At 59.9% G+C, this 21,158-nt stretch carries 19 protein-coding genes; 13 read left to right on the forward strand and 6 right to left on the reverse strand.

Annotation, left to right across the window (positions count from 1 at the left end):
• Positions 1-105: 105 nt before the first annotated feature.
• From VD17_RS00005 to rpmE, 3 genes are all read right to left on the reverse strand, one after another.
• Complete coding sequence (locus VD17_RS00005) at positions 106-1,374, reverse strand: malic enzyme-like NAD(P)-binding protein (protein WP_046052135.1); 1,269 nt, start codon at positions 1,372-1,374, stop codon at positions 106-108.
• A gap of 182 nt (positions 1,375-1,556) precedes the next feature.
• On the reverse strand, positions 1,557-2,345 hold the full coding sequence (locus tag VD17_RS00010) for a thermonuclease family protein (protein ID WP_046052326.1): 789 nt from the start codon (positions 2,343-2,345) through the stop codon (positions 1,557-1,559).
• Positions 2,346-2,371: 26 nt separating this feature from the next.
• The gene (gene rpmE / locus VD17_RS00015) at positions 2,372-2,602 is read right to left on the reverse strand and encodes a 50S ribosomal protein L31 (RefSeq protein ID WP_008080648.1); all 231 of its coding nucleotides are present in this window, start codon (positions 2,600-2,602) and stop codon (positions 2,372-2,374) included.
• A gap of 355 nt (positions 2,603-2,957) precedes the next feature.
• On the opposite strand from rpmE, the gene VD17_RS00020 reads away from it, so the two are divergent.
• The 10 genes from VD17_RS00020 to VD17_RS00065 all read left to right on the forward strand — a co-directional run bounded on the left by VD17_RS00020 (position 2,958) and on the right by VD17_RS00065 (position 15,919).
• Complete coding sequence (locus tag VD17_RS00020; protein WP_046052136.1) at positions 2,958-5,177, forward strand: primosomal protein N'; 2,220 nt, start codon at positions 2,958-2,960, stop codon at positions 5,175-5,177.
• Positions 5,178-5,397: 220 nt separating this feature from the next.
• Positions 5,398-7,134 (forward strand): arginine--tRNA ligase, encoded by a 1,737-nt coding sequence (gene argS / locus VD17_RS00025; RefSeq protein WP_046052137.1) that lies wholly within the window; start codon positions 5,398-5,400, stop codon positions 7,132-7,134.
• Position 7,135: 1 nt separating this feature from the next.
• Complete coding sequence (locus tag VD17_RS00030; protein WP_008149545.1) at positions 7,136-7,843, forward strand: SPOR domain-containing protein; 708 nt, start codon at positions 7,136-7,138, stop codon at positions 7,841-7,843.
• A 253-nt stretch (positions 7,844-8,096) separates the two neighbouring features.
• Positions 8,097-8,627, forward strand: a complete 531-nt coding sequence (gene hslV / locus VD17_RS00035; protein ID WP_007899242.1) for an ATP-dependent protease subunit HslV — start codon at positions 8,097-8,099, stop codon at positions 8,625-8,627.
• Positions 8,628-8,682: 55 nt separating this feature from the next.
• Complete coding sequence (gene hslU / locus VD17_RS00040) at positions 8,683-10,023, forward strand: ATP-dependent protease ATPase subunit HslU (RefSeq protein WP_008149543.1); 1,341 nt, start codon at positions 8,683-8,685, stop codon at positions 10,021-10,023.
• A 144-nt stretch (positions 10,024-10,167) separates the two neighbouring features.
• On the forward strand, positions 10,168-10,545 hold the full coding sequence (locus tag VD17_RS00045; protein ID WP_008149540.1) for a gamma-butyrobetaine hydroxylase-like domain-containing protein: 378 nt from the start codon (positions 10,168-10,170) through the stop codon (positions 10,543-10,545).
• Between the two features lie 257 nt (positions 10,546-10,802).
• A complete protein-coding gene (phaC, locus tag VD17_RS00050) occupies positions 10,803-12,482 on the forward strand; it encodes a class II poly(R)-hydroxyalkanoic acid synthase (protein ID WP_046052138.1) in 1,680 nt (559 codons plus the stop codon).
• A 137-nt stretch (positions 12,483-12,619) separates the two neighbouring features.
• Entirely contained in the window at positions 12,620-13,474 is an 855-nt protein-coding gene (gene phaZ, locus VD17_RS00055; RefSeq protein WP_046052139.1) for a poly(3-hydroxyalkanoate) depolymerase, read from the forward strand.
• A gap of 114 nt (positions 13,475-13,588) precedes the next feature.
• Positions 13,589-15,271, forward strand: a complete 1,683-nt coding sequence (phaC, locus tag VD17_RS00060) for a class II poly(R)-hydroxyalkanoic acid synthase (RefSeq protein ID WP_046052140.1) — start codon at positions 13,589-13,591, stop codon at positions 15,269-15,271.
• Between the two features lie 27 nt (positions 15,272-15,298).
• Positions 15,299-15,919 carry a TetR/AcrR family transcriptional regulator gene (locus VD17_RS00065; RefSeq protein ID WP_046052141.1) on the forward strand — a complete coding sequence of 207 codons (621 nt, stop codon included), beginning with the start codon at positions 15,299-15,301 and terminating at the stop codon, positions 15,917-15,919.
• Positions 15,920-16,184: 265 nt separating this feature from the next.
• Here the strand turns inward: VD17_RS00065 and VD17_RS00070 are convergent, their stop codons facing one another.
• The 3 genes from VD17_RS00070 to VD17_RS00080 form a co-directional block, all read right to left on the reverse strand.
• On the reverse strand, positions 16,185-17,003 hold the full coding sequence (locus tag VD17_RS00070; RefSeq protein ID WP_046052142.1) for a phasin family protein: 819 nt from the start codon (positions 17,001-17,003) through the stop codon (positions 16,185-16,187).
• 10 nt (positions 17,004-17,013) lie between these two features.
• The gene (locus tag VD17_RS00075; RefSeq protein WP_033055346.1) at positions 17,014-17,436 is read right to left on the reverse strand and encodes a phasin family protein; all 423 of its coding nucleotides are present in this window, start codon (positions 17,434-17,436) and stop codon (positions 17,014-17,016) included.
• Positions 17,437-17,679: 243 nt separating this feature from the next.
• Entirely contained in the window at positions 17,680-17,955 is a 276-nt protein-coding gene (locus VD17_RS00080) for a polyhydroxyalkanoic acid system family protein (RefSeq protein ID WP_046052143.1), read from the reverse strand.
• Between the two features lie 155 nt (positions 17,956-18,110).
• Here VD17_RS00080 and ubiE point away from each other — a divergent pair, with 155 nt between their 5' ends.
• Genes ubiE through ubiB form a run of 3 tightly spaced genes read left to right on the forward strand, consistent with a single transcriptional unit; the run spans position 18,111 to position 21,105 of the window.
• Positions 18,111-18,881: a bifunctional demethylmenaquinone methyltransferase/2-methoxy-6-polyprenyl-1,4-benzoquinol methylase UbiE gene (ubiE, locus tag VD17_RS00085; protein ID WP_007948968.1), complete on the forward strand. Its 771-nt coding sequence runs from the start codon at positions 18,111-18,113 to the stop codon at positions 18,879-18,881.
• Positions 18,881-19,504, forward strand: coding sequence for a ubiquinone biosynthesis accessory factor UbiJ (locus tag VD17_RS00090; RefSeq protein ID WP_046052144.1), 624 nt, complete (start codon positions 18,881-18,883; stop codon positions 19,502-19,504). The genes ubiE and VD17_RS00090 overlap by 1 nt, the downstream gene beginning before the upstream one ends.
• A complete protein-coding gene (ubiB, locus tag VD17_RS00095) occupies positions 19,501-21,105 on the forward strand; it encodes a ubiquinone biosynthesis regulatory protein kinase UbiB (RefSeq protein ID WP_046052145.1) in 1,605 nt (534 codons plus the stop codon). Before VD17_RS00090 ends, ubiB begins: the two co-directional genes overlap by 4 nt.
• Positions 21,106-21,158 lie beyond the last annotated feature (53 nt).

The following is a 21,158-nucleotide window of genomic DNA, read 5'->3' on the forward strand; positions in this document are numbered from 1 at the left end:
AAAGCCCTGCAAGCGTAAACCTGCAGGGCTGCTCGGTCAGGCTGCCCATCTCATTAAGCCCCGACTCGCAAGAGCCGGGGCCTTTGATTGAAGCGCTACAACGACTTAGCCGTTGAACACGTCATCCACGCTTTTCAGCGGGTAGTTCTTCGGATACGGCAGGGTCGCTACGCCGGTCTCGATTGCAGCCTTGGCCACGGCATCGGAGATCACGGTGATCAGACGGGCATCCATTGGTTTCGGAATGATGTACTCACGACCGAACTCCAGTTTGATGCCGCCGTAGGCGTCGCACACTTCCTGAGGAACCGGCAGCTTGGCCAGTTCACGCAGGGCGTTGGCCGCAGCGACTTTCATTTCTTCGTTGATGCGCTTGGCGCGAACGTCCAGGGCACCACGGAAGATAAACGGGAAGCCCAGCACGTTGTTGACCTGGTTCGGGTAGTCCGAACGGCCGGTCGCCATGATCACGTCGTCACGGGTGGCGTGAGCCAGTTCCGGGGAGATTTCCGGATCAGGGTTGGAGCACGCGAACACGATCGGGTTGGCCGCCATGGACTTCAGGCCTTCAGCGCTCAGCAGGTTCGGGCCGGACAGGCCAACGAACACGTCCGCGCCTTTCAGGGCGTCGGCCAGTGTGCGTTTTTCAGTCGCGTGAGCGAAAACAGCTTTGTACTGGTTCAGGTCGTCACGGCCGGAGTGGATCACGCCGGTACGGTCAACCATGAAGATGTTTTCGATGTTGGCACCCATGCTCACCAGCAATTTCATGCAGGAGATGGCGGCAGCACCGGCGCCCAGGCAGACGATCTTGGCGTCAGCGAGGGTTTTGCCAGCGATTTCCAGGGCGTTGATCATGCCGGCCGCAGTAACGATCGCGGTGCCGTGCTGGTCATCGTGAAATACCGGAATGTCGCACTGCTCGATCAGAGCACGTTCGATCTCAAAGCACTCAGGTGCCTTGATGTCTTCCAGGTTGATGCCACCGAAGGTGATGGAGATGCGCTTGACGGTATCGATGAAGGCTTGCGGGCTTTCGGAATCGACTTCGATGTCGAAAACGTCGATGCCGGCGAAACGCTTGAACAGTACGCCTTTACCTTCCATCACTGGCTTGGAAGCCAATGGGCCGAGGTTACCCAGGCCGAGAATCGCGGTGCCATCGGAAATGACTGCAACCAGGTTGCCTTTGCCGGTGTATTTGTAGGCCAGCTCAGGATCGCGAGCGATTTCGCGTACTGGTTCGGCTACGCCGGGGCTGTAGGCCAGCGACAGGTCGCGGGCGGTAGCGGTGGCCTTGGTGAGCTCGACACTCAGCTTACCTGGACGAGGATGGGCGTGATATTCGAGAGCGGCAGTTTTCAGATCAGACATGGGGGCATTCCGCTTTTACTGTTGGACAGACTGGTCAGCGAGGATACGCGCCTCGCAAAATCCCCACAAGACTGACCAGTCACCCCTGTCAAGCGCCCGGCCCTACGACTTTGGGCCAAGAGCCACGGAACACAAGGGATAGACTGTTCACAATCACAATAAAAAATGTCTACAATTTTTTATCACTGCGCCATCTGAAGCATCGCCGGGTCGGTCAATGGCAAAAGCCAGCGCGCCTGCCCTTCTTTCAGCCCACCACGCCGCGAACGGTCCAGCACCCAGCCACGGGCCTCGATCTGCCTGCCCTTCAACCGCTCGAGATTCGCAACATCGAACCGTCCCAGCAAATTGGGTGCAACGCGCAATACAACCGAATCCTGCAACTCGATCCAAACTCCACCGCGATTGCGCTGAACCTTGCTCACACGACCACTTAGCACAGCGAAACCGGAAGTGCTGATCTGATCCGCTTTCAGTACAGGGGATTGACGCCACAACCCGAGTCCGGCCTGACGGGCGCTATGTTCCGCCGCTTGCTGGCAGTCGACCAGATCGACATTCGGCGCGACCGCCACCTGAAAACCGAGTCCTTCAGCGAGCATCTGCGCTTCAAGGTTGGCGCCATCGGCGCTGTAGACATGGGCCAAGGTGCGGCCGTAATGATCTTTGCTCTCTTTACCGGGCAATAAACCGACCCGCCCATCGCTGGCGGCCACCAGAGCCTCCAGACGTTGGCGCGCGACCACCGCGAACGGCTCGTCGGAGCGGCCTTTCTTGCCCAGCTCCGGCGTATTCAAACCGATCATGCGCACGCTGCGGCCATCGCTCAAGCGCAGCGTGTCACCATCCACCACCCGTTGCACCACAACGGGTGTCAGCCCGCTCGGCGCCGGGCAGAAGGCCTGGGCAGCGGAAAGCCAAATCGCAGACACAAAAAAGGCGCCCGCGAGGGACGCCTTTTTCATCAGCAAGGTAAAGCCCATGGGGCTTTGCAACCTTACTCTGCAGCAGCAGGAGCTTTCTTGCCGAAAGCACCGAAGCGGTCTGCGAAGCGCTGTACACGGCCGCCAGTATCCAGAGTCTTCTGCTTACCGGTGTAGAACGGGTGGCACTCGTTGCATACGTCAGTACCCAGTGGCTTGCACAGGTTCGAACGAGTTTCGAACTTGTTGCCGCAGCTGCAAGTTACTTCGATGGTTTCGTACGCTGGATGGATATCGGCTTTCATGGTGTATTCCTCAGGCTAGTGTGCCGCCACTCAACACTATTGTTGAATACCGCACATAATTAGGCCGCGGATTCTACCAGACCTTTGCAATCACGCAAGCTGTCCCTTACACCGACCGTCTGCTAGGCTCCCGGCCCAAAGCGCCGTCCCTGTGGGAGCACTGTGGCGAGGGGATTCATCCCCGTTGGGTCGCGAAGCGGCCCTGAACCTGTGATTACGGTGTTTCAGAAAAACCGTATTCACCTGGTTTGCGACTGCTTCGCAGCCGAACGGGGATAAATCCCCTCGCCACACAGGCTCGCTCCAACAAGTCATGGCCCTGCTGTTTATTTTCCGCTTATCGAGACCCCCCCGCGTGCCCAACGCCATTCTGCGCCTCGCCCTGCCTTCGCCCCTGCGCCGTCTGTTCGATTACCGTGCCCCGGCCGGGGTCCTGCGTGCCCAGTTGCAGCCGGGCATGCGCCTGCGGGTACCGTTCGGCCGACGGGAGATGATCGGGATTCTGGTGGAGGTGACCGATCACAGCGAAGTGCCGGTAGAAAAGCTCAAGCCGGCCCTGGCCCTGCTTGATGCCACGCCGCCGCTGCCGCCAGCGCTGTTCAAACTGTGCCTGTGGACCTCCCAGTATTACCAGCACAGCCTCGGCGACACTTTGAGTTGGGCGTTGCCGGTGTTGCTGCGTCAGGGTGAGCTGGCCGAAGCACGGCAGGAACGCTTCTGGTCCGCCGCGCCCGGCGCCAGCCTTGATGACCCGCGCATCGCTCGTGCCCCGCGTCAACGGGAGGCACTGGCGACCCTGGCCCAACATCCCCACGGCGTCGCCCACCAGTTGCTGAGCAAACTGATGCTGAGCAAGGACAGCCTGGATTTGCTGCTGGCCAAGGATCTGGTGCACGTCGAAATCCGCAAGCACGCCCCCGACGCCCGCCATGAACACTGGCTGGCGCAGCCGGAGCTGCCGCTCAACCCGGAGCAGCGTGCGGCTTATGAGGCGATTCGCGCCGGCTTCGACAGCTATCACGCGTTCCTGCTGGCCGGCGTCACCGGCAGCGGCAAGACCGAAGTCTATTTGCAGCTGATCCGCGAAACCCTCGAGGCCGGCAAACAAGCGCTGGTGCTGATCCCGGAGATCAACCTCGGCCCGCAGACCCTGGCGCGCTTCGAGCAGCGTTTCAATGCGCGCATCGCGCTGATCCACTCGGCGGTCAACGACCGCGAACGCCTCGAAGCCTGGCTCGCCGCCCGGGACGGTGACGCCGACATTATTATCGGCACCCGTTCGGCGCTGTTCACGCCGATGAAGAACCCCGGCCTGATCATCATCGATGAAGAGCACGACGGTTCCTATAAACAGCAGGAAGGCCTGCGCTATCACGCCCGCGATCTGGCGCTGGTGCGCGCCCGCCAGGAAAACATCCCGATTGTCCTCGGCTCTGCCACGCCTTCGCTGGAAAGCCTGCACAACGCCTACACCGGTCGATACGGACTCTTACGCCTGAACGAGCGCGCCGGTGGCGCCAAACAGCCGCGTTTCTTACGCCTGGACGTGAAAAGCCGTCCGCTGGACAGCGGCATTTCCGGGCCGATGCAGCAGGCCATCGGTCAGACGCTGGCCGCCGGCCAACAAGTGTTGGTGTTCCTCAACCGCCGCGGTTTTGCCCCGACCTTGCTGTGTCACGACTGCGGCTGGATGTCCGAGTGCCAGCGCTGCGATGCGCGCATGACTGTGCATCAGCGCTCCGGTGAACTGCGCTGTCACCATTGCGGCTACGTCGAACGCGTCCCTCGGCATTGCCCGAAATGCGGCAAAGTCGATTTGCGACCAGTCGGCGCCGGCACCGAGCGCGCCGAAGAACGATTGGGGATTTTGTTTCCGGACGTCCCGGTGCTGCGGGTCGACCGCGATAGCACTTCGCGCAAAGACGCCATGAATCAGCTGTTCGCGACCATCCAGAAGGGCCAACCGTGCATTCTGGTGGGCACGCAAATGCTTGCCAAAGGGCACCACTTCCCACGGGTGACGCTGGTGTCGATTCTCGATGCCGACGGCGGGCTGTTCTCCGGCGACTTCCGCGCCAGCGAGCGCATGGCGCAGTTGATCGTCCAGGTTGCCGGGCGCGCAGGCCGGGCTGAAGAGCCGGGCAAAGTGATCATCCAGACCCATTTGGCCGACCATCCGCTGCTGGTGCAATTGACTGAACAGGGCTATTTCGCCTTTGCCGAACAGGCGTTGAGCGAACGGCGCTCGGCGGGGTTACCGCCGTTTGCGCACTTGGCGCTGCTGCGGGCCGAAGCGCACAAACCGGGGCAAGCTGAAGGCTTTCTTGATGAGGCGTGCAGCGAGGCTGAACGTTTGCTGGCCGAACAGAACCTGACCGGGATTGAACTGCTAGGGCCGGTGCCGGCTCCGATGGAACGCCGGGCCGGTCGTTATCGTGCGCAGTTGTTGCTGCAAGCGACGGCCCGGGCGCCGCTGCATCGACTATTAAGCAGCTGGTTGCTGGTGTTGGAGCAGATGCCGAGTGGGCGGGCGGTGCGTTGGTCCCTTGATGTCGATCCTGTGGATTTGTATTGATTTAGAGATCGCCATCGCGAGCAAGCTCGCTCCCACAGGGATCTACGGCATTCAGCGAACCAATGTGGGAGCCAGCCTGCTCGCGAAGAGGCCCTAATAGTCACCACATATCCATAACCTGCCCGCTATAGTTGGCAAGCCCGTCTTCGCAACGGATAATGCCCAGTTTTTCCACTAGCGCATCCAGGCGCCGCCGCGCTTGCGGTCGAAAGAGAACACCATGAAAGACACCATTCGCCAGCTGATCCAACAAGCCATCACCCAACTCGTCAACGAAGGTGTGTTGCCTGAAGGCCTGTCGCCGGCGATCCAGGTGGAAAACTCCCGTGACAAGACTCACGGCGATTTCGCCAGCAACATCGCAATGATGCTGGCCAAACCGGCCGGCATGAAGCCGCGTGACCTGGCAGAGAAAATCATCGCCGCGCTGCCGGCTGACGAAAACGTCACCAAGACCGAAATCGCCGGCCCCGGCTTCCTGAACTTCTTCCAGAACACCCAGGCCCTGGCCACTCGCCTGGACGCCGCCCTGGCCGACGCCCACATCGGCGTGCGCAAGGCCGGCCCGGCGCAGCGCACCGTCGTCGACCTGTCGGCACCGAACCTGGCCAAAGAGATGCACGTCGGCCACTTGCGCTCGACCATCATCGGTGATGGCGTGGCCCGGGTGCTGGAGTTCCTCGGCGACGAAGTGATCCGGCAGAACCACGTCGGCGACTGGGGCACCCAGTTCGGCATGCTGATGGCCTACCTTCAGGAAAACCCGATCACCAGCGATGAGCTGTCGGACCTGGAAAACTTCTACCGCGCCGCCAAGCAACGCTTCGACGAATCCGAAGAGTTCGCAGATCGCGCCCGTGGTCTGGTGGTCAAGCTGCAAGCCGGCGACCCGGACTGCCTGGCGCTGTGGACCAAGTTCAAAGACATCTCGCTGTCGCACTGCCAGAAAATCTACGAACTGCTGAACGTCAAACTGACCATGGCCGACGTGATGGGCGAAAGCGCCTACAACGACGACCTGATCAACGTAGTCAACGACCTCAAGGCCGCTGGCCTGCTGGTCGAGAGCAACGGCGCCCAGTGCGTGTTCCTCGACGAATTCAAGAACGCCGACGGCGACCCGCTGCCGGTGATCATCGTCAAGGCTGACGGCGGCTACCTCTACGCCACCACCGACCTGGCGGCCGTGCGTTACCGCAGCGGCAAGTTGAAGGCTGATCGCGCGCTGTACTTCGTCGACCAGCGTCAGGCCCTGCACTTCCAGCAAGTGTTCCAGGTCGCGCGCCTGGCCGGCTTCGTGACGCACCCGATGGACATGGAACACATGGGCTTCGGCACCATGAACGGCGCCGATGGCCGTCCGTTCAAGACCCGTGATGGCGGCACCGTGAAGCTGATCGACCTGCTGACCGAAGCCCAGGAGCGCGCCTACAACCTGGTGAAAGAAAAGAACCCGGAACTGGCTGAAGACGAACTGCGCAACATCGCCAAGGTCGTGGGCATTGGCGCGGTGAAATACGCCGACCTGTCCAAGCACCGCACCAGCGACTACAGCTTCAACTTCGACCTGATGTTGAATTTCGAAGGCAACACCGCACCGTACCTGCTGTACGCGTACACCCGCGTGGCCGGCGTGTTCCGCAAACTCGGCAAGGACTTCAGTGAAGTCGAAGGCCAGATCGTCCTCGAAGCCCCACACGAACACGAACTGGCGGCGAAGCTCGCGCAGTTCGGCGAAGTGCTGAACAACGTTTCCGACAAAGGCACGCCGCACATCCTGTGCACCTACCTGTACGATGTTGCCGGCCTGTTCTCCAGCTTCTACGAGAACTGCCCGATCCTCAGCGCCGACACCCCGGCGCAAATGCAGAGCCGTCTGCGCCTCGCCGCGCTGACCGGCCGCACACTCAAGCAAGGCCTGGAACTCTTGGGTCTGGAAACTCTGGAGCGTATGTAAGTTGGCTGCCAAGAAAAAACCTGCACCCAAGCGTGGCGCCAGCCGTTACCAAGCTCCTGCAAAACAACCGATCCCGGGCTGGCTGTGGATGGCCATCGGCCTGACGGTCGGCGCGTTTATTGTGTTCCTGATGAAGCTGGAACCGGGCAAGGGCAGCGAGAGCGTCAAGCGCGAGAAGATCGAGCAGCAGAAAGCCACCAAGATCGCCGAGGCCAACAAGACTCCGCCGAGCCCGACGCAACCGGTGAAGCCGAAGTACGACTTCTACACCTTGCTGCCGGAATCGGAAGTCATCGTGCCGCCGGATGCCGTGCCGGAGAAAACCCTGCCGACGCCACAAGTACCGGCCATTCCGACGACGCCGGTCACCCCAGAGCAAGCGGCGAAGATCGATACCGCGCGGGCTCAGGCAGCACTGGCCGGGATTACCCCGCCGCCAGCGCCACCGGTGTCCAAAGCGGCGCCAGTGACCAAGTTTTTCCTGCAGGCCGGCTCGTTCCGCAAGGAGGCTGATGCGGACAAGGTTCGGGCGCAGATCATCTTGCTCGGTCAGGCTGTGGCGGTTGAATCCGGCACCGTGAAGGACGAAACCTGGTATCGGGTATTGGTCGGACCGTTCAGCAACCGCGAACAGCTGACCACGGCCCAGAAACAACTGGCCGGCAGCGGGTTCAGCAACTTGTTGTTACAACAACGCCAAAGCCGCTGATCCTCTGCCACCGCAGCTCCCGCAGGAGGCACGAATCCTGTAGGAGCTGCCGCAGGCTGCGATCTTTTCGAGGCTTGCAGGGTGTTCCGTCTTACCCATGAACAAGAGCAAGATCAAAAGATCGCAGCCTTCGGCAGCTCCTACGCGCCTCGCACCGCTCGTCCCCTCTCCCTCTGCGCAGTTGAAATACGCTCCACCACCCCCATATGAGTTGGCATAAGGCATTTTCGCCCCGCTGCGTGGAGACTCTCCCTTGACCACCATCGTTTCAGTTCGCCGCCACGGCAAAGTCGTCATGGGCGGCGACGGCCAGGTTTCTCTCGGCAATACCGTGATGAAAGGCAACGCGAAGAAAGTTCGCCGCCTGTATCACGGCCAGGTGATCGCCGGCTTTGCCGGGGCCACCGCTGACGCCTTCACCCTCTTCGAGCGTTTCGAAGGCCAGCTTGAGAAACATCAGGGCCACCTGGTTCGCGCCGCTGTCGAACTCGCCAAAGAATGGCGCACTGACCGCTCCCTCAGCCGCCTCGAGGCCATGCTCGCGGTCGCGAACAAAGACGCCTCTCTGATCATCACCGGTAACGGCGACGTGGTCGAACCTGAAGAAGGTCTGATCGCCATGGGCTCCGGTGGCGGTTACGCCCAGGCCGCCGCCAGCGCGCTGCTGAAGAAAACCGATCTGTCGGCCCGGGAAATCGTCGAAACCGCCCTCGGCATCGCCGGCGACATCTGTGTATTCACCAACCACACCTTCACCATTGAGGAGCAGGACCTCGCTGAGTAAGCCTGTTTTGGCCACCACGCCACGGCTCACTTTTACCTGAGGACCGCCAATTACTATGTCCATGACTCCCCGTGAAATCGTCCACGAACTCAATCGCCATATCATCGGCCAGGACGATGCCAAGCGCGCCGTCGCCATCGCGCTGCGTAACCGCTGGCGCCGGATGCAGCTGCCTGAAGAGCTGCGCGTTGAAGTCACGCCAAAAAACATCCTGATGATCGGCCCAACCGGTGTCGGTAAAACCGAGATCGCTCGTCGCCTGGCGAAACTGGCCAACGCGCCGTTCATCAAGGTCGAAGCGACCAAGTTCACCGAAGTCGGCTATGTCGGCCGCGACGTTGAATCGATCATTCGTGACCTGGCCGACGCGGCGATCAAGCTGCTGCGCGAACAGGAAATGACCAAGGTTCGCCACCGCGCCGAAGACGCCGCCGAAGAACGCATCCTCGACGCCTTGCTGCCACCCGCACGCATGGGCTTCAGCAACGATGACGCCGCACCGTCGGCCGACTCCAACACCCGTCAGCTGTTCCGCAAGCGCCTGCGCGAAGGTCAGCTGGATGACAAAGAGATCGAAATCGAAGTCGCCGAAGTGACCGGTGTCGATATCTCCGCGCCACCGGGCATGGAAGAGATGACCAACCAGTTGCAGAGCCTGTTCGCCAATATGGGCAAGGGCAAACGCAAGAGCCGCAAGATCAAGGTCAAGGAAGCACTGAAACTGGTGCGTGACGAAGAAGCCGGCCGCCTGGTCAACGAAGAAGAGTTGAAGGCCAAGGCGCTGGAAGCCGTCGAGCAGCACGGCATCGTGTTCATCGACGAAATCGACAAGGTCGCCAAGCGCGGCAACTCCGGTGGCATCGACGTCTCCCGTGAAGGCGTACAGCGCGACTTGCTGCCGCTGATCGAAGGCTGCACCGTCAACACCAAACTGGGCATGGTCAAGACCGACCACATCCTGTTCATCGCGTCCGGTGCGTTCCACCTGAGCAAGCCGAGCGATCTGGTGCCTGAGCTGCAAGGTCGCCTGCCGATTCGTGTCGAACTCAAGGCGCTGACGCCTGAAGATTTCGAACGCATTCTCAGCGAACCGCACGCATCGCTCACCGAGCAGTATTGTGCCCTGCTGAAAACCGAAGGCCTGGTGATCGAGTTCCAGCCGGACGGTATCAAGCGCATCGCCGAGATCGCCTGGCAGGTCAACGAGAAGACCGAGAATATCGGTGCCCGTCGCCTGCACACGCTGCTTGAGCGTCTGCTTGAAGAGGTGTCGTTCAGCGCCGGTGACCTCGCCAGCGCCCACGACGACAAGGCGATCCTGATCGACGCCGATTACGTCAACAGCCACTTGGGCGAATTGGCGCAGAACGAAGACCTGTCCCGTTATATCCTGTAAGCCATACTTACAGCGGTAGCGAACCTGTGGGAGCGAGCCTGCTCGCGATGACGGCGGTACATTCAACCCTTGTGTTGACTGTCACACCGCTATCGCGAGCAGGCTCGCTCCCACAAGGTTCCACACATAACGGAAGTGCCGGTCATGACCCAACTCCCCACCGATATCAAACTGCACAAAGCCTCGAAAACCCTGTCGCTGAAATACGCGTCCGGCGAGGAGCATCACCTGCCCGCCGAGTTCCTGCGCGTGCACTCTCCTTCCGCCGAGGTCCAGGGCCACGGCAAACCTATCCTGCAATTTGGCAAGATCGGCGTAGGCCTGACCAAGGTCGAACCGGCCGGTCAGTACGCACTGAAATTGACCTTCGATGACGGCCACGACAGCGGCCTGTTCACCTGGGAATATCTGTACCAGTTGGGCGTGCGCCAAGAGGATCTCTGGAACGATTATCTTGCCGAACTAAAAGCCGCCGGAAAGACCCGCGATCCGAACGAATCCATCGTCAAGCTGATGCTCTAAATCAGGCCTTTCGCTCATTAGAAGGCATTTTCTAATTCCATCTGTTTGAATGCTCCGCTTCCGGGCCGGCGATTGGCCTGCTTGCGAAAAAAATTAAACTCGGGTAACCAATGGAGCTGGCAAGGTACCTGCAGTGCTCTCTGAACTAAAAAGCAGCGATGCAGAATTAACGGTCACCCGAGTAGTAGTACCTGGCATTGGCTGTGGACTGCACAGCTGAACCCAGGTACTCGTCTCAGGACAATGGAGCGTCGTAGATGAGTAACAAGAATAACGATGACCTGAAAGTTCAGGCCTCGGAAAATACCTTGGGGCTGAATCCGGTCGTTGGACTGCGTAGAAAAGATCTGTTGGGCTCTGCCCGCATGGTGCTGACCCAGGCCATCAAACAACCGATTCACAGTGCAAAGCATGTCGCTCATTTCGGCCTCGAACTGAAGAACGTGCTGTTCGGCAAATCCGCGCTGCAACCGACAAGCGATGACCGTCGCTTCGCCGATCCGGCCTGGAGCCAGAACCCGCTCTACAAACGTTATTTGCAAACTTACCTGGCGTGGCGCAAGGAGCTCCACGACTGGATCGGCGAAAGTAACCTCTCGCCCAAGGACGTCGCACGCGGGCATTTCGTGATCAACCTCATGACCGAAGCCATGGCCCCCACCAACAGTGCGGCCAACCCGGCGGCGGTCAAACGCTTCTTCGAAACCGGTGGTAAAAGCCTGCTCGACGGCCTCTCCCATCTGGCCAAGGACCTGGTGCACAACGGCGGCATGCCGAGCCAGGTCAACATGGGCGCGTTCGAGGTCGGCAAGAGCCTGGGCGTCACCGAAGGCGCGGTGGTGTTTCGCAATGATGTGCTGGAGCTGATCCAGTATCGGCCGACCACCGAACAGGTGCATGAGCGCCCACTGCTGGTGGTGCCACCGCAGATCAACAAGTTCTATGTTTTCGACCTGAGCCCGGACAAGAGCCTGGCGCGCTTCTGCCTGCGCAACAACATGCAGACGTTCATCGTCAGCTGGCGTAACCCGACCAAGGAGCAGCGCGAGTGGGGTCTGTCGACCTACATCGAAGCGCTTAAGGAAGCGGTCGACGTGGTCACCGCGATCACCGGCAGCAAAGACATCAACATGCTCGGCGCCTGTTCCGGCGGCATCACCTGCACCGCCCTGCTGGGCCACTACGCCGCGCTCGGAGAGAAAAAGGTCAACGCCCTGACGCTGCTGGTCAGCGTGCTGGACACCACCCTGGACAGCGACGTGGCACTGTTCGTCGACGAGCAGACCCTCGAGTCCGCCAAGCGCCACTCTTATCAGGCCGGCGTCCTGGAAGGCCGCGACATGGCGAAAGTTTTCGCCTGGATGCGCCCCAACGACCTGATCTGGAACTACTGGGTCAACAACTACCTGCTGGGCAACGAGCCGCCGGTGTTCGACATCCTGTTCTGGAACAACGACACCACACGGTTGCCCGCAGCGTTCCACGGCGACCTGATCGAGATGTTCAAAACCAACCCGCTGATCCGTCCTGACGCACTGGAAGTGTGCGGCACACCGATTGATCTGAAGCAGGTCACTGCCGACATCTTCTCCCTGGCCGGCACCAACGACCACATCACTCCGTGGAAGTCCTGCTACAAGTCGGCGCAACTGTTCGGTGGCAAGGTTGAATTCGTGCTGTCCACCAGCGGGCATATCCAGAGCATTCTGAACCCGCCGGGCAATCCGAAATCGCGCTACATGACCAGCACCGAGATGCCAGTCAAGGCTGAGGAGTGGCAAGAAAACTCCACCAAACACACCGATTCCTGGTGGCTGCACTGGCAGGGATGGCAAGCCGAACGTTCCGGCAAGCTGAAGAAGTCTCCAAGCAGTTTGGGTAACAAGGCTTATCCGGCGGGCGAAGCTGCACCAGGCACCTATGTGCATGAGCGGTAACTGACCCTGTGGGAGCGAGCTTGCTCGCGATAGCGGTCTAACAATCAACTTCAATGTTGAATGTGATGACCTCATCGCGAGCAAGCTCGCTCCCACAGTAAAGAGAGACAGCGACCCAATTCCACAGGGCTTGAAGCATGCCGCAACCGTTCATATTTCGTACCGTCGACCTGGATGGCCAGACCCTCCGCACGGCGGTACGCCCCGGCAAGCCTCACTTGACGCCCTTGCTGATTTTCAACGGCATCGGCGCCAACCTGGAGCTGGTGTTTCCGTTCGTCGCGGCGCTGGACCCGGACCTGGAAGTCATCGCCTTCGACGTCCCCGGTGTCGGCGGTTCGTCGACGCCAAGGCGACCGTATCGCTTTCCGGGCCTGGCGAAACTCACGGCGCGGATGCTCGACTATCTCGACTACGGGCAAGTCAATGTAATCGGCGTTTCCTGGGGAGGCGCCCTCGCCCAGCAGTTCGCTTACGACTATCCCGAGCGCTGCAAGAAACTCGTTCTAGCGGCCACGGCGGCTGGCACGGTGATGGTGCCGGGCAAGCCGAAAGTCCTGTGGATGATGGCCAGCCCACGACGCTACATCCAGCCGTCTCACGTGATTCGCATCGCACCGATGATCTATGGCGGTGCGTTCCGTCGCGATCCAACCCTCGCCGCCAGCCATGCCGCCAAGGTCCGCTCGGCCGGCAAGCTCGGATACTACTGGCAGCTGTTCGCCGGCCTCGGCTGGACCAGCATTCACTGGTTGCACAAGATCCACCAGCCAACCTTGGTACTGGCCGGTGACGACGACCCACTGATCCCGTTGGTCAACATGCGGTTACTGGCCTGGCGGATTCCCAATGCCCAGTTGCACATCATCGATGACGGGCATCTGTTTTTGATTACCCGGGCCGAAGCAGTGGCACCGATCATCATGAAATTTCTCGAAGAAGAACGTCAGCGTGCCGTGATGCATCCGCATCCGGCGCCATTGGGCGGCTAATCGGCCCATTGTCAGTCGGGAAGACGCAGTGCCGCGCAACAATCCGCAACAGCGTCTATGGTGTTCTGGTTCGATGTATCTGTATTTGGCCTGAAGACGAAGGAGTGTTGATTCATGCGCGAAAAACCAGCGAGGGAATATTTGCCCACTCCCGCCGCGTTCATCAACGCACAGAGTGCGATTACCGGCCTGCGTGGTCGGGATCTGTTTTCCACCCTGCGAAGCGTTGCTGCCCATGGTTTGCGCAACCCGGTGCACACCGCCCGACACGCCTTGAAGCTGGGCGGTCAACTGGGCCGTGTACTGCTGGGCGAAACCCTGCACCCGACCAATCCGCAGGACAATCGCTTTGCCGACCCGGCGTGGAGCCTCAACCCATTTTATCGCCGCAGCTTGCAGGCCTACCTGAGCTGGCAGAAGCAGGTCAAACACTGGATCGACGAGAGCAACATGACCCCGGACGATCGCGCCCGCGCGCACTTCGCGTTCGCCTTGCTCAACGACGCCATGGCACCGTCCAACAGCCTGCTTAATCCGCTGGCGATCAAGGAGATTTTCAACTCCGGCGGCAACAGCCTGGTGCGAGGCATCAGCCACCTGGTCGACGACTTCCTGCACAACGACGGCCTGCCCAGACAAGTCACCAAGCACTCTTTCGAGGTCGGCAAAACGGTCGCCACCACGACGGGCTCCGTGGTGTTTCGCAATGAACTGCTGGAGTTGATCCAGTACAAGCCAATGAGCGAAAAGCAGTATTCCAAACCGCTGCTGGTGGTGCCGCCACAGATCAACAAGTACTACATTTTCGACCTGAGCCCGCACAACAGCTTCGTCCAGTTCGCCCTGAAGAACGGCCTGCAAACCTTCATGATCAGTTGGCGCAATCCGGATGTACGTCATCGCGAATGGGGGCTGTCGACGTACGTTGAAGCCGTGGAAGAAGCGATGAATGTGTGCCGGGCGATCACCGGCGCTCGTGAGGTCAACCTGATGGGCGCCTGCGCGGGCGGACTGACCATCGCCGCCCTGCAAGGCCATTTGCAGGCCAAGCGACAACTTCGGCGGGTGTCCAGCGCGACCTATCTCGTGAGCCTGCTCGACAGTCAGATGGACTCGCCTGCGACCCTCTTCGCCGACGAACAGACGCTTGAAGCGGCCAAGCGTCGCTCCTATCAGAAAGGCGTGCTGGACGGCCGCGACATGGCCAAGATCTTCGCCTGGATGCGCCCCAACGATTTGATCTGGAGCTATTTCGTTAACAACTACCTGTTGGGCAAGGAGCCGCCGGCGTTCGACATCCTTTACTGGAACAACGACAACACACGTTTACCGGCAGCCTTGCATGGCGACTTGCTGGACTTCTTCAAACACAACCCGCTGAGTCATCCGGGTGGTCTGGAAGTGTGTGGCACGCCGATCGACTTGCAGAAAGTCACCGTCGACAGTTTCAGCGTGGCGGGCATCAATGACCACATCACCCCGTGGGATGCGGTGTATCGCTCGACCCTGCTGCTGGGTGGCGAGCGACGCTTCGTGTTGTCCAACAGCGGTCATGTACAGAGCATTCTCAACCCACCATCAAACCCGAAAGCCAACTTCGTCGAGAGCACGAAGCTGAGCGGTGATCCACGGGCCTGGTATTACGACGCCAAGCAAGTCGACGGCAGTTGGTGGACACAATGGTTGAGCTGGATTCAAGAACGTTCAGGCGCGCAAAAAGAAACCCACATGGCGCTTGGCAACCAGAACTACCCACCGATGGAGGCAGCACCCGGTACTTACGTGCGTGTGCGCTGACGTTCAACGAACCATTAAGAAGACTGGATGAAAACCCGCGACCGGATTCTCGAATGTGCTTTGCAGTTGTTCAATCAGAAGGGCGAGCCGAACGTCTCCACCATGGAAGTTGCCAACGAAATGGGCATCAGCCCAGGCAACCTCTACTACCACTTCCACGGCAAGGAACCGTTGATTCTCGGACTGTTCGAGCGCTTCCAGGCCGAACTGGTGCCTCTGCTCGATCCACCGGCCGATGTGGAACTTGCACCGGAAGATTACTGGCTGTTCCTGCACCTGATCGTCGAGCGCCTGGCCCATTACCGGTTTCTGTTCCAGGACCTGTCAAACCTCGCCGGGCGCTTGCCGAAACTGGCCAAGGGCATACGCAACCTGCTCAACGCGTTGAAGCGCACGCTGGCTTCGTTGCTCGCTCGATTGAAGGCTCAGGGGCAATTGGTCAGCGATACCCAGGCGCTGGGGCAGTTGGTGGAACAGATCACCATGACGCTGCTGTTCTCGCTGGACTATCAGCGGATTCTTGATCGCGAGGGTGAGGTGAGATTGGTGGTGTACCAGATCATGATGCTGGTGGCGCCGCATCTGCTGCCGCCGATCAAGGTCGCAACCGAGCAGTTGGCGCTTCAATACCTCGAAGAACACGAGTGAATCAGTTGAAACCACCCCTCACCCTAACCCTCTCCCCAGGGGGTAGAGGGGACTGAACAAGGTGTTCTTGGAGCTACATCGACCTGAAAGTCCACAGTCGAACTCAGGATCTGAAAACTCCCCGATCGGCTCCCTTTCCCCCTCTCCCCCTGGGGAGAGGGCTGGGGTGAGGGGTGGATCTTGAAACCACCAATTCCCTCATTGCAAACCACCCAAACGAAAACGCCCGACCTTCACAGGCCGGGCGTTTTCTTGAGCCCTGAAATCAGGACTGACTGGTTGGCGTCGAAGGAGCTGGCGCGACAGTCGGGGTTACAGCAGGGGTCGGCGCAGTAGCGGAGTTCGATGCGCTGACCGGAGCCGGGGTTGCCGGTTTGGCGGCAGCCACTGCTGGTTTTGGTGCAGCCGCTTTCGGAGCTGCCGGCTTTCTCACCGCTGGCTTCTTCGCTGCGGCAGGTTTGGCCGCTGGCTTGGTAGCGGGTTTGGCCGCTGCAGTTTTGACAGCCGGTTTAGCGGCTGGTTTTACTGCTGCTTTGGCCGCTGGCTTGGCTGCTGCAGGTTTCGCTGCGGCAGTTTTGGCCGCTGGTTTAGCGGCAGCTTTAGCCAATGGTTTGGCAGCGGGCTTCGCCGCAGGTTTGGCCGCCGCGGTTTTCGCCGCAACAGGCGCCACCTTGGCACCGGTGAGTTTTTCGATTTGCTTGGTCAGGGTATCGACCTTGCTGTGCAGTGCTTTGACTTCATTTCGGCTCGGTACACCCAGGCGCGAAATGGCGCTGTTCAGACGCTTGTCGAAAGCCCCTTCCAGCTCATCCCACTTGCCCAGTGCGCGATCTTTCACGCCGCTGATGCGCGACTTGGCCGACGAAGCAGAGTCCTTGGCAGCATCGACTTTCTTGCCGACAGCGCTCTTGGTGAGCTTCTCGGCCTTCTCGCCGTCTTTAACCAATGTATCGAAGAGTTTGCTGCCGTCAGTGTCGATCTTCGAGTACACGCCTAAACCAGCCAGCCAGATTTTGCGGGAGTAGTCTTCGACTTTCCCGATCCACGAGCTGCCTTCTTTTTCGGTGTTCTTTTTACCAGCCATCCCGTTCTCCTTAAGATTTACGCGCGACGCGTTCGAGCAATGCCGTCAGCTCATCGAGCTTGGCAGAGAGTGTCTCAACGTCATGTTTAGACGGAATGCCGATACGATTCAAGGTACTTGCGACACGCGAGTCAAAAGCCTTCTCGACCTTGTCGAGTTGAAGTTCGACCTTACCTTTGAAAGTAGTGACTTCACTCTTGGCTTCATCGATCTCGGCATTGGCCGCTTCAAGTTTCTCGGCAACTACTTTTTTGCCTTTCTTTTCAACAGTTTGACCAGCCTTGATCAACTCTTGAAAGTACTCGCTGCCCTCTTGGCCGACCTTGGCGTAGGCACCCAGGCCTGCCAGCCAGATCTTGCGGGCATAAGATTTAACGTCGCTCAGAGCAGTCGTCGAAGCGTCGATTTTTTTCTTCAAAATAACTTTGGCCATGGTGCACCTCACGCGCAGAAGGTTTGAGGAACTGCCCGCGAAAGAGTCGGGCTCAGGCACAAAGTAGTGAGAATAATTAGAAACGGCACCCTAACAACTGACACAAAACCTTGGGCACACCGCAAAACAAATGTGGGAGCGAGCCTGCTCGCGATAGCGGTCTGTCAGCCAAAATTGATGTCGACTGACAGACTGCTATCGCGAGCAGGCTCACTCCTACAAGAGTTGCATCTCACGCGAAAATCAGACCAACGCTTTATCGAGGGCCTTTTCGATTTCCGATTTGATCGTGCCGCTCATGGCCGACATCAACAGGCCAAGTTCGACATCGACCTTGATCGAACTCTCGCCCACATACACCGCGCCTTTCACACCGGAACGCTTGAGGTTCAGAGTGTCGCCAGACCATTGCGGCTCCAGGCCATATTGATCGGACAGTTTCTGCGCCAACTGGTCGGCCTTCTCGCGCGCCGCTTCCTTACCCAGGCCGTGGGAACGCTCAACACTAATACGGGCCATCGAATGACTCCTGCTTTATGAATACTTTCCTGAAGCATCTTGACCGCTACTGCGGCAAAACGTCCCGGTGGTTACCTATCTTACCTGCAGCCTTGCCAAGACAAAGCAGGCCACCGGGATTAGAATGTCCCGCATTCTATTTTGGTGACAGCGATATGACTGATCAGCGCAAAGGCAGCGATGCCGAACCCACCACTCACTTCGGCTTCAAAAACGTTCCGGAAAGCCAGAAAGCGGAAAAAGTCGCTGAAGTTTTCCACTCGGTAGCCGCCAAGTATGACTTGATGAACGACCTCCTGTCGGGCGGCATGCACCGTCTGTGGAAGCGTTTCGCGATCGAGCTGTCGGGCGTTCGCACCGGTAACCGAGTGCTGGACATCGCTGGCGGTACCGGCGACCTGACCAAGAAGTTCTCGCACCTCGTTGGCCCGACCGGCCAGGTCGTGTTGGCTGACATCAACGAATCCATGCTCAAGGTCGGTCGTGACCGCCTGCTGGATCTGGGTGTGGCCGGCAACGTCGAATTCGTTCAGGCCGACGCTGAAAAGCTGCCGTTCCCGGACAACCATTTCGACTGCGTGACCATCGCTTTCGGCCTGCGCAACGTTACGCATAAAGAAGACGCCCTGCGTTCGATGCTGCGCGTGCTGAAACCGGGCGGCCGTTTGCTGGTGCTGGAGTTCTCCAAGCCAACCAACGCGCTGATGTCCAAAGCCTACGACGCCTACTCGTTCGCCTTCATGCCGCTGATGGGCAAGCTGATCACCAACGACTCGGAAAGCTATCGCTACCTGGCCGAATCGATCCGCATGCACCCGAATCAGGAAACCTTGAAGTCGATGATGGTCGAGGCCGGTTTCGACCGCGTGACCTACCACAACATGACCGCAGGCATCGTCGCCCTGCACCGCGGCATCAAACCCTGATGTTGCTGGCCGGCCTGCTCGCCAGCGTTGAACTCGGTCTGAACCGGGTGCTGCGTCTCGACAGCACGGCGTTGCCGCGGCTGGCGCATTTGAGTGGCAAGGTGATTGCCGTCGATTGCCGCAGCCCGGCGCTGCAAGTGTTCATCCTGCCCAGCGAAGAAGGCTTGATGCTGGCTTCCCACTGGGAAACCGGTGCCGACTGCACCTTGCGTGCACCGGCCTCCAGCCTGTTGAAACTGGCCATGAGCAAGGACAAGACTTCGGTCTTGCATGCTCCTGAAGTCGAACTCGACGGCGACAGCGGCGTGCTGCTGGAACTGGCGGCGATCCTTCAGGACCTTGAGCTGGACTGGGAGTATGAACTCTCGCGCTGGCTGGGACCGGTCGCCACGCAACTGGTCGGCGGTCACCTGCGCAGTCGCGCACGCTGGTATCAGCAAGGGTTCGCCAGCCTGAACCAGAATCTTGGCGAGTACCTGGCCGAAGAATCGCGCGCCCTTGTCGGTCAGCGCGAAGCCGAAGCCCGTTTCAGTGAACTGGACCAGATCAAGCTCGATCTGGAACGTCTCGAGGCGCGCTTCGAGCGCCTTTCCCGATCCCTCGACCCAAGCGATAACGCATGAAGCTGCTTGCCGTCCGCCGTTTGTTGCGCATCCAGCGCGTTGTGATTCGCTACCGCCTCGATGATCTGTTGTTCGCCCTGCCACTGCCGTGGTTTCTGCTGGCGCTGCGCTACGCCTTGCCGTGGCGCTGGTTCCCGCGCAAGACGCTGGACCTGAGCCGTGGCGCGCGATTGCGTCTGGCGTTGCAGGACCTTGGGCCGATTTTCATCAAGTTCGGGCAAATCCTGTCCACCCGCCGCGACTTGCTGCCGGAAGACATCGCCGATGAGCTGATGAAGCTGCAGGACCGCGTGCCGCCGTTCGACTCGCAAGTGTCGGTCAATCTGATCGAAGAACAGCTCGGCAAAAAGATCAGCGAAGTCTTCAGCCGCTTCGACGTCGAACCGCTGGCCTCGGCCTCGGTGGCGCAAGTGCATGCCGCGCAGCTGAAAACCGGTGAAGAAGTGGTGGTCAAGGTCATCCGCCCGGGCCTCAAGCCGATCATCGCGCAGGACCTGGCGTGGCTGTTCATCCTCGCCCGCGCCGCCGAAAAGCTCTCGGCCGACGCGCGCCTGCTGCACCCGGTGGACGTGGTCCAGGACTACGAAAAAACCATCTACGACGAACTCGACCTGCTGCGTGAGGCGGCCAACGCCAGCCAGTTGCGGCGCAACTTCGACGGTTCGCCGCTGCTCTACGTGCCGCAAGTCTATTGGGACTGGTGCCGGCCGAAAGTGCTGGTGATGGAGCGCATCTACGGCATTCAGGTCACCGACCTTACGACCCTGGCCGATCAGCGCACCGACATGAAAATGCTCGCCGAGCGCGGCGTCGAGATTTTCTTCACCCAAGTGTTCCGCGACAGCTTCTTCCATGCCGACATGCACCCCGGCAACATCTTCGTCAGCACCGTTAACCCGTGGAGCCCGCAGTACATTGCGATCGACTGCGGCATCGTCGGTAGCCTGACCCCGGAAGACCAGGATTATCTGGCGCGCAACCTGTTCGCGTTCTTCAAGCGTGATTACCGTCGCGTCGCGCAGCTGCACATCGACTCAGGCTGGGTGCCGGCGGAAACCAAACTCAACGAATTCGAGGCGGCGATCCGCACCGTGTGCGAGCCGATCTTCGAAAAACCGTTAAAAGATATTTCCTTCGGTCAGGTGCTGATGCGCCTGTTCCAGACCGCCCGGCGCTTCAACATGGAAGTCCAGCCGCAGCTCGTTTTGCTGCAAAAAACCCTGCTGAACATCGAGGGCCTGGGCCGTCAGTTGTACCCGGACCTCGATTTGTGGAACACCGCCCAGCCGTTCCTCGAACGCTGGATGCGCGAGCGTGTCAGCCCCAAAGCCTTGATCGGCAACGTGCAGAGCCAGTTCGAACAGCTGCCGCACCTGGCCAACATGGCCCGCGACCTGCTCGAGCGCATGTCCCAGCCTCATGCCTACGACCCGCCGCCACCGTGGCACCGCCGCAAGGACGATTGGCTACTGCGACTGCTCGGCTGTGCGCACCTGGCCGGCGGCACCATACTCGCTGCCGGTGGGCCGCTGAACGAACTGGGTCATTGGCCGGCCGGGATCATGGTGGCCGTCGGCTTGTATCTGGTCGTTCGCCGATAGCCAGAGCCCCCGCACGCTGGCACACTGTTTCAACGCCTGCCCGACTAATGAAG

This window comes from Pseudomonas fluorescens, from assembly GCF_000968015.1.
GTDB lineage: Bacteria > Pseudomonadota > Gammaproteobacteria > Pseudomonadales > Pseudomonadaceae > Aquipseudomonas > Aquipseudomonas fluorescens_W.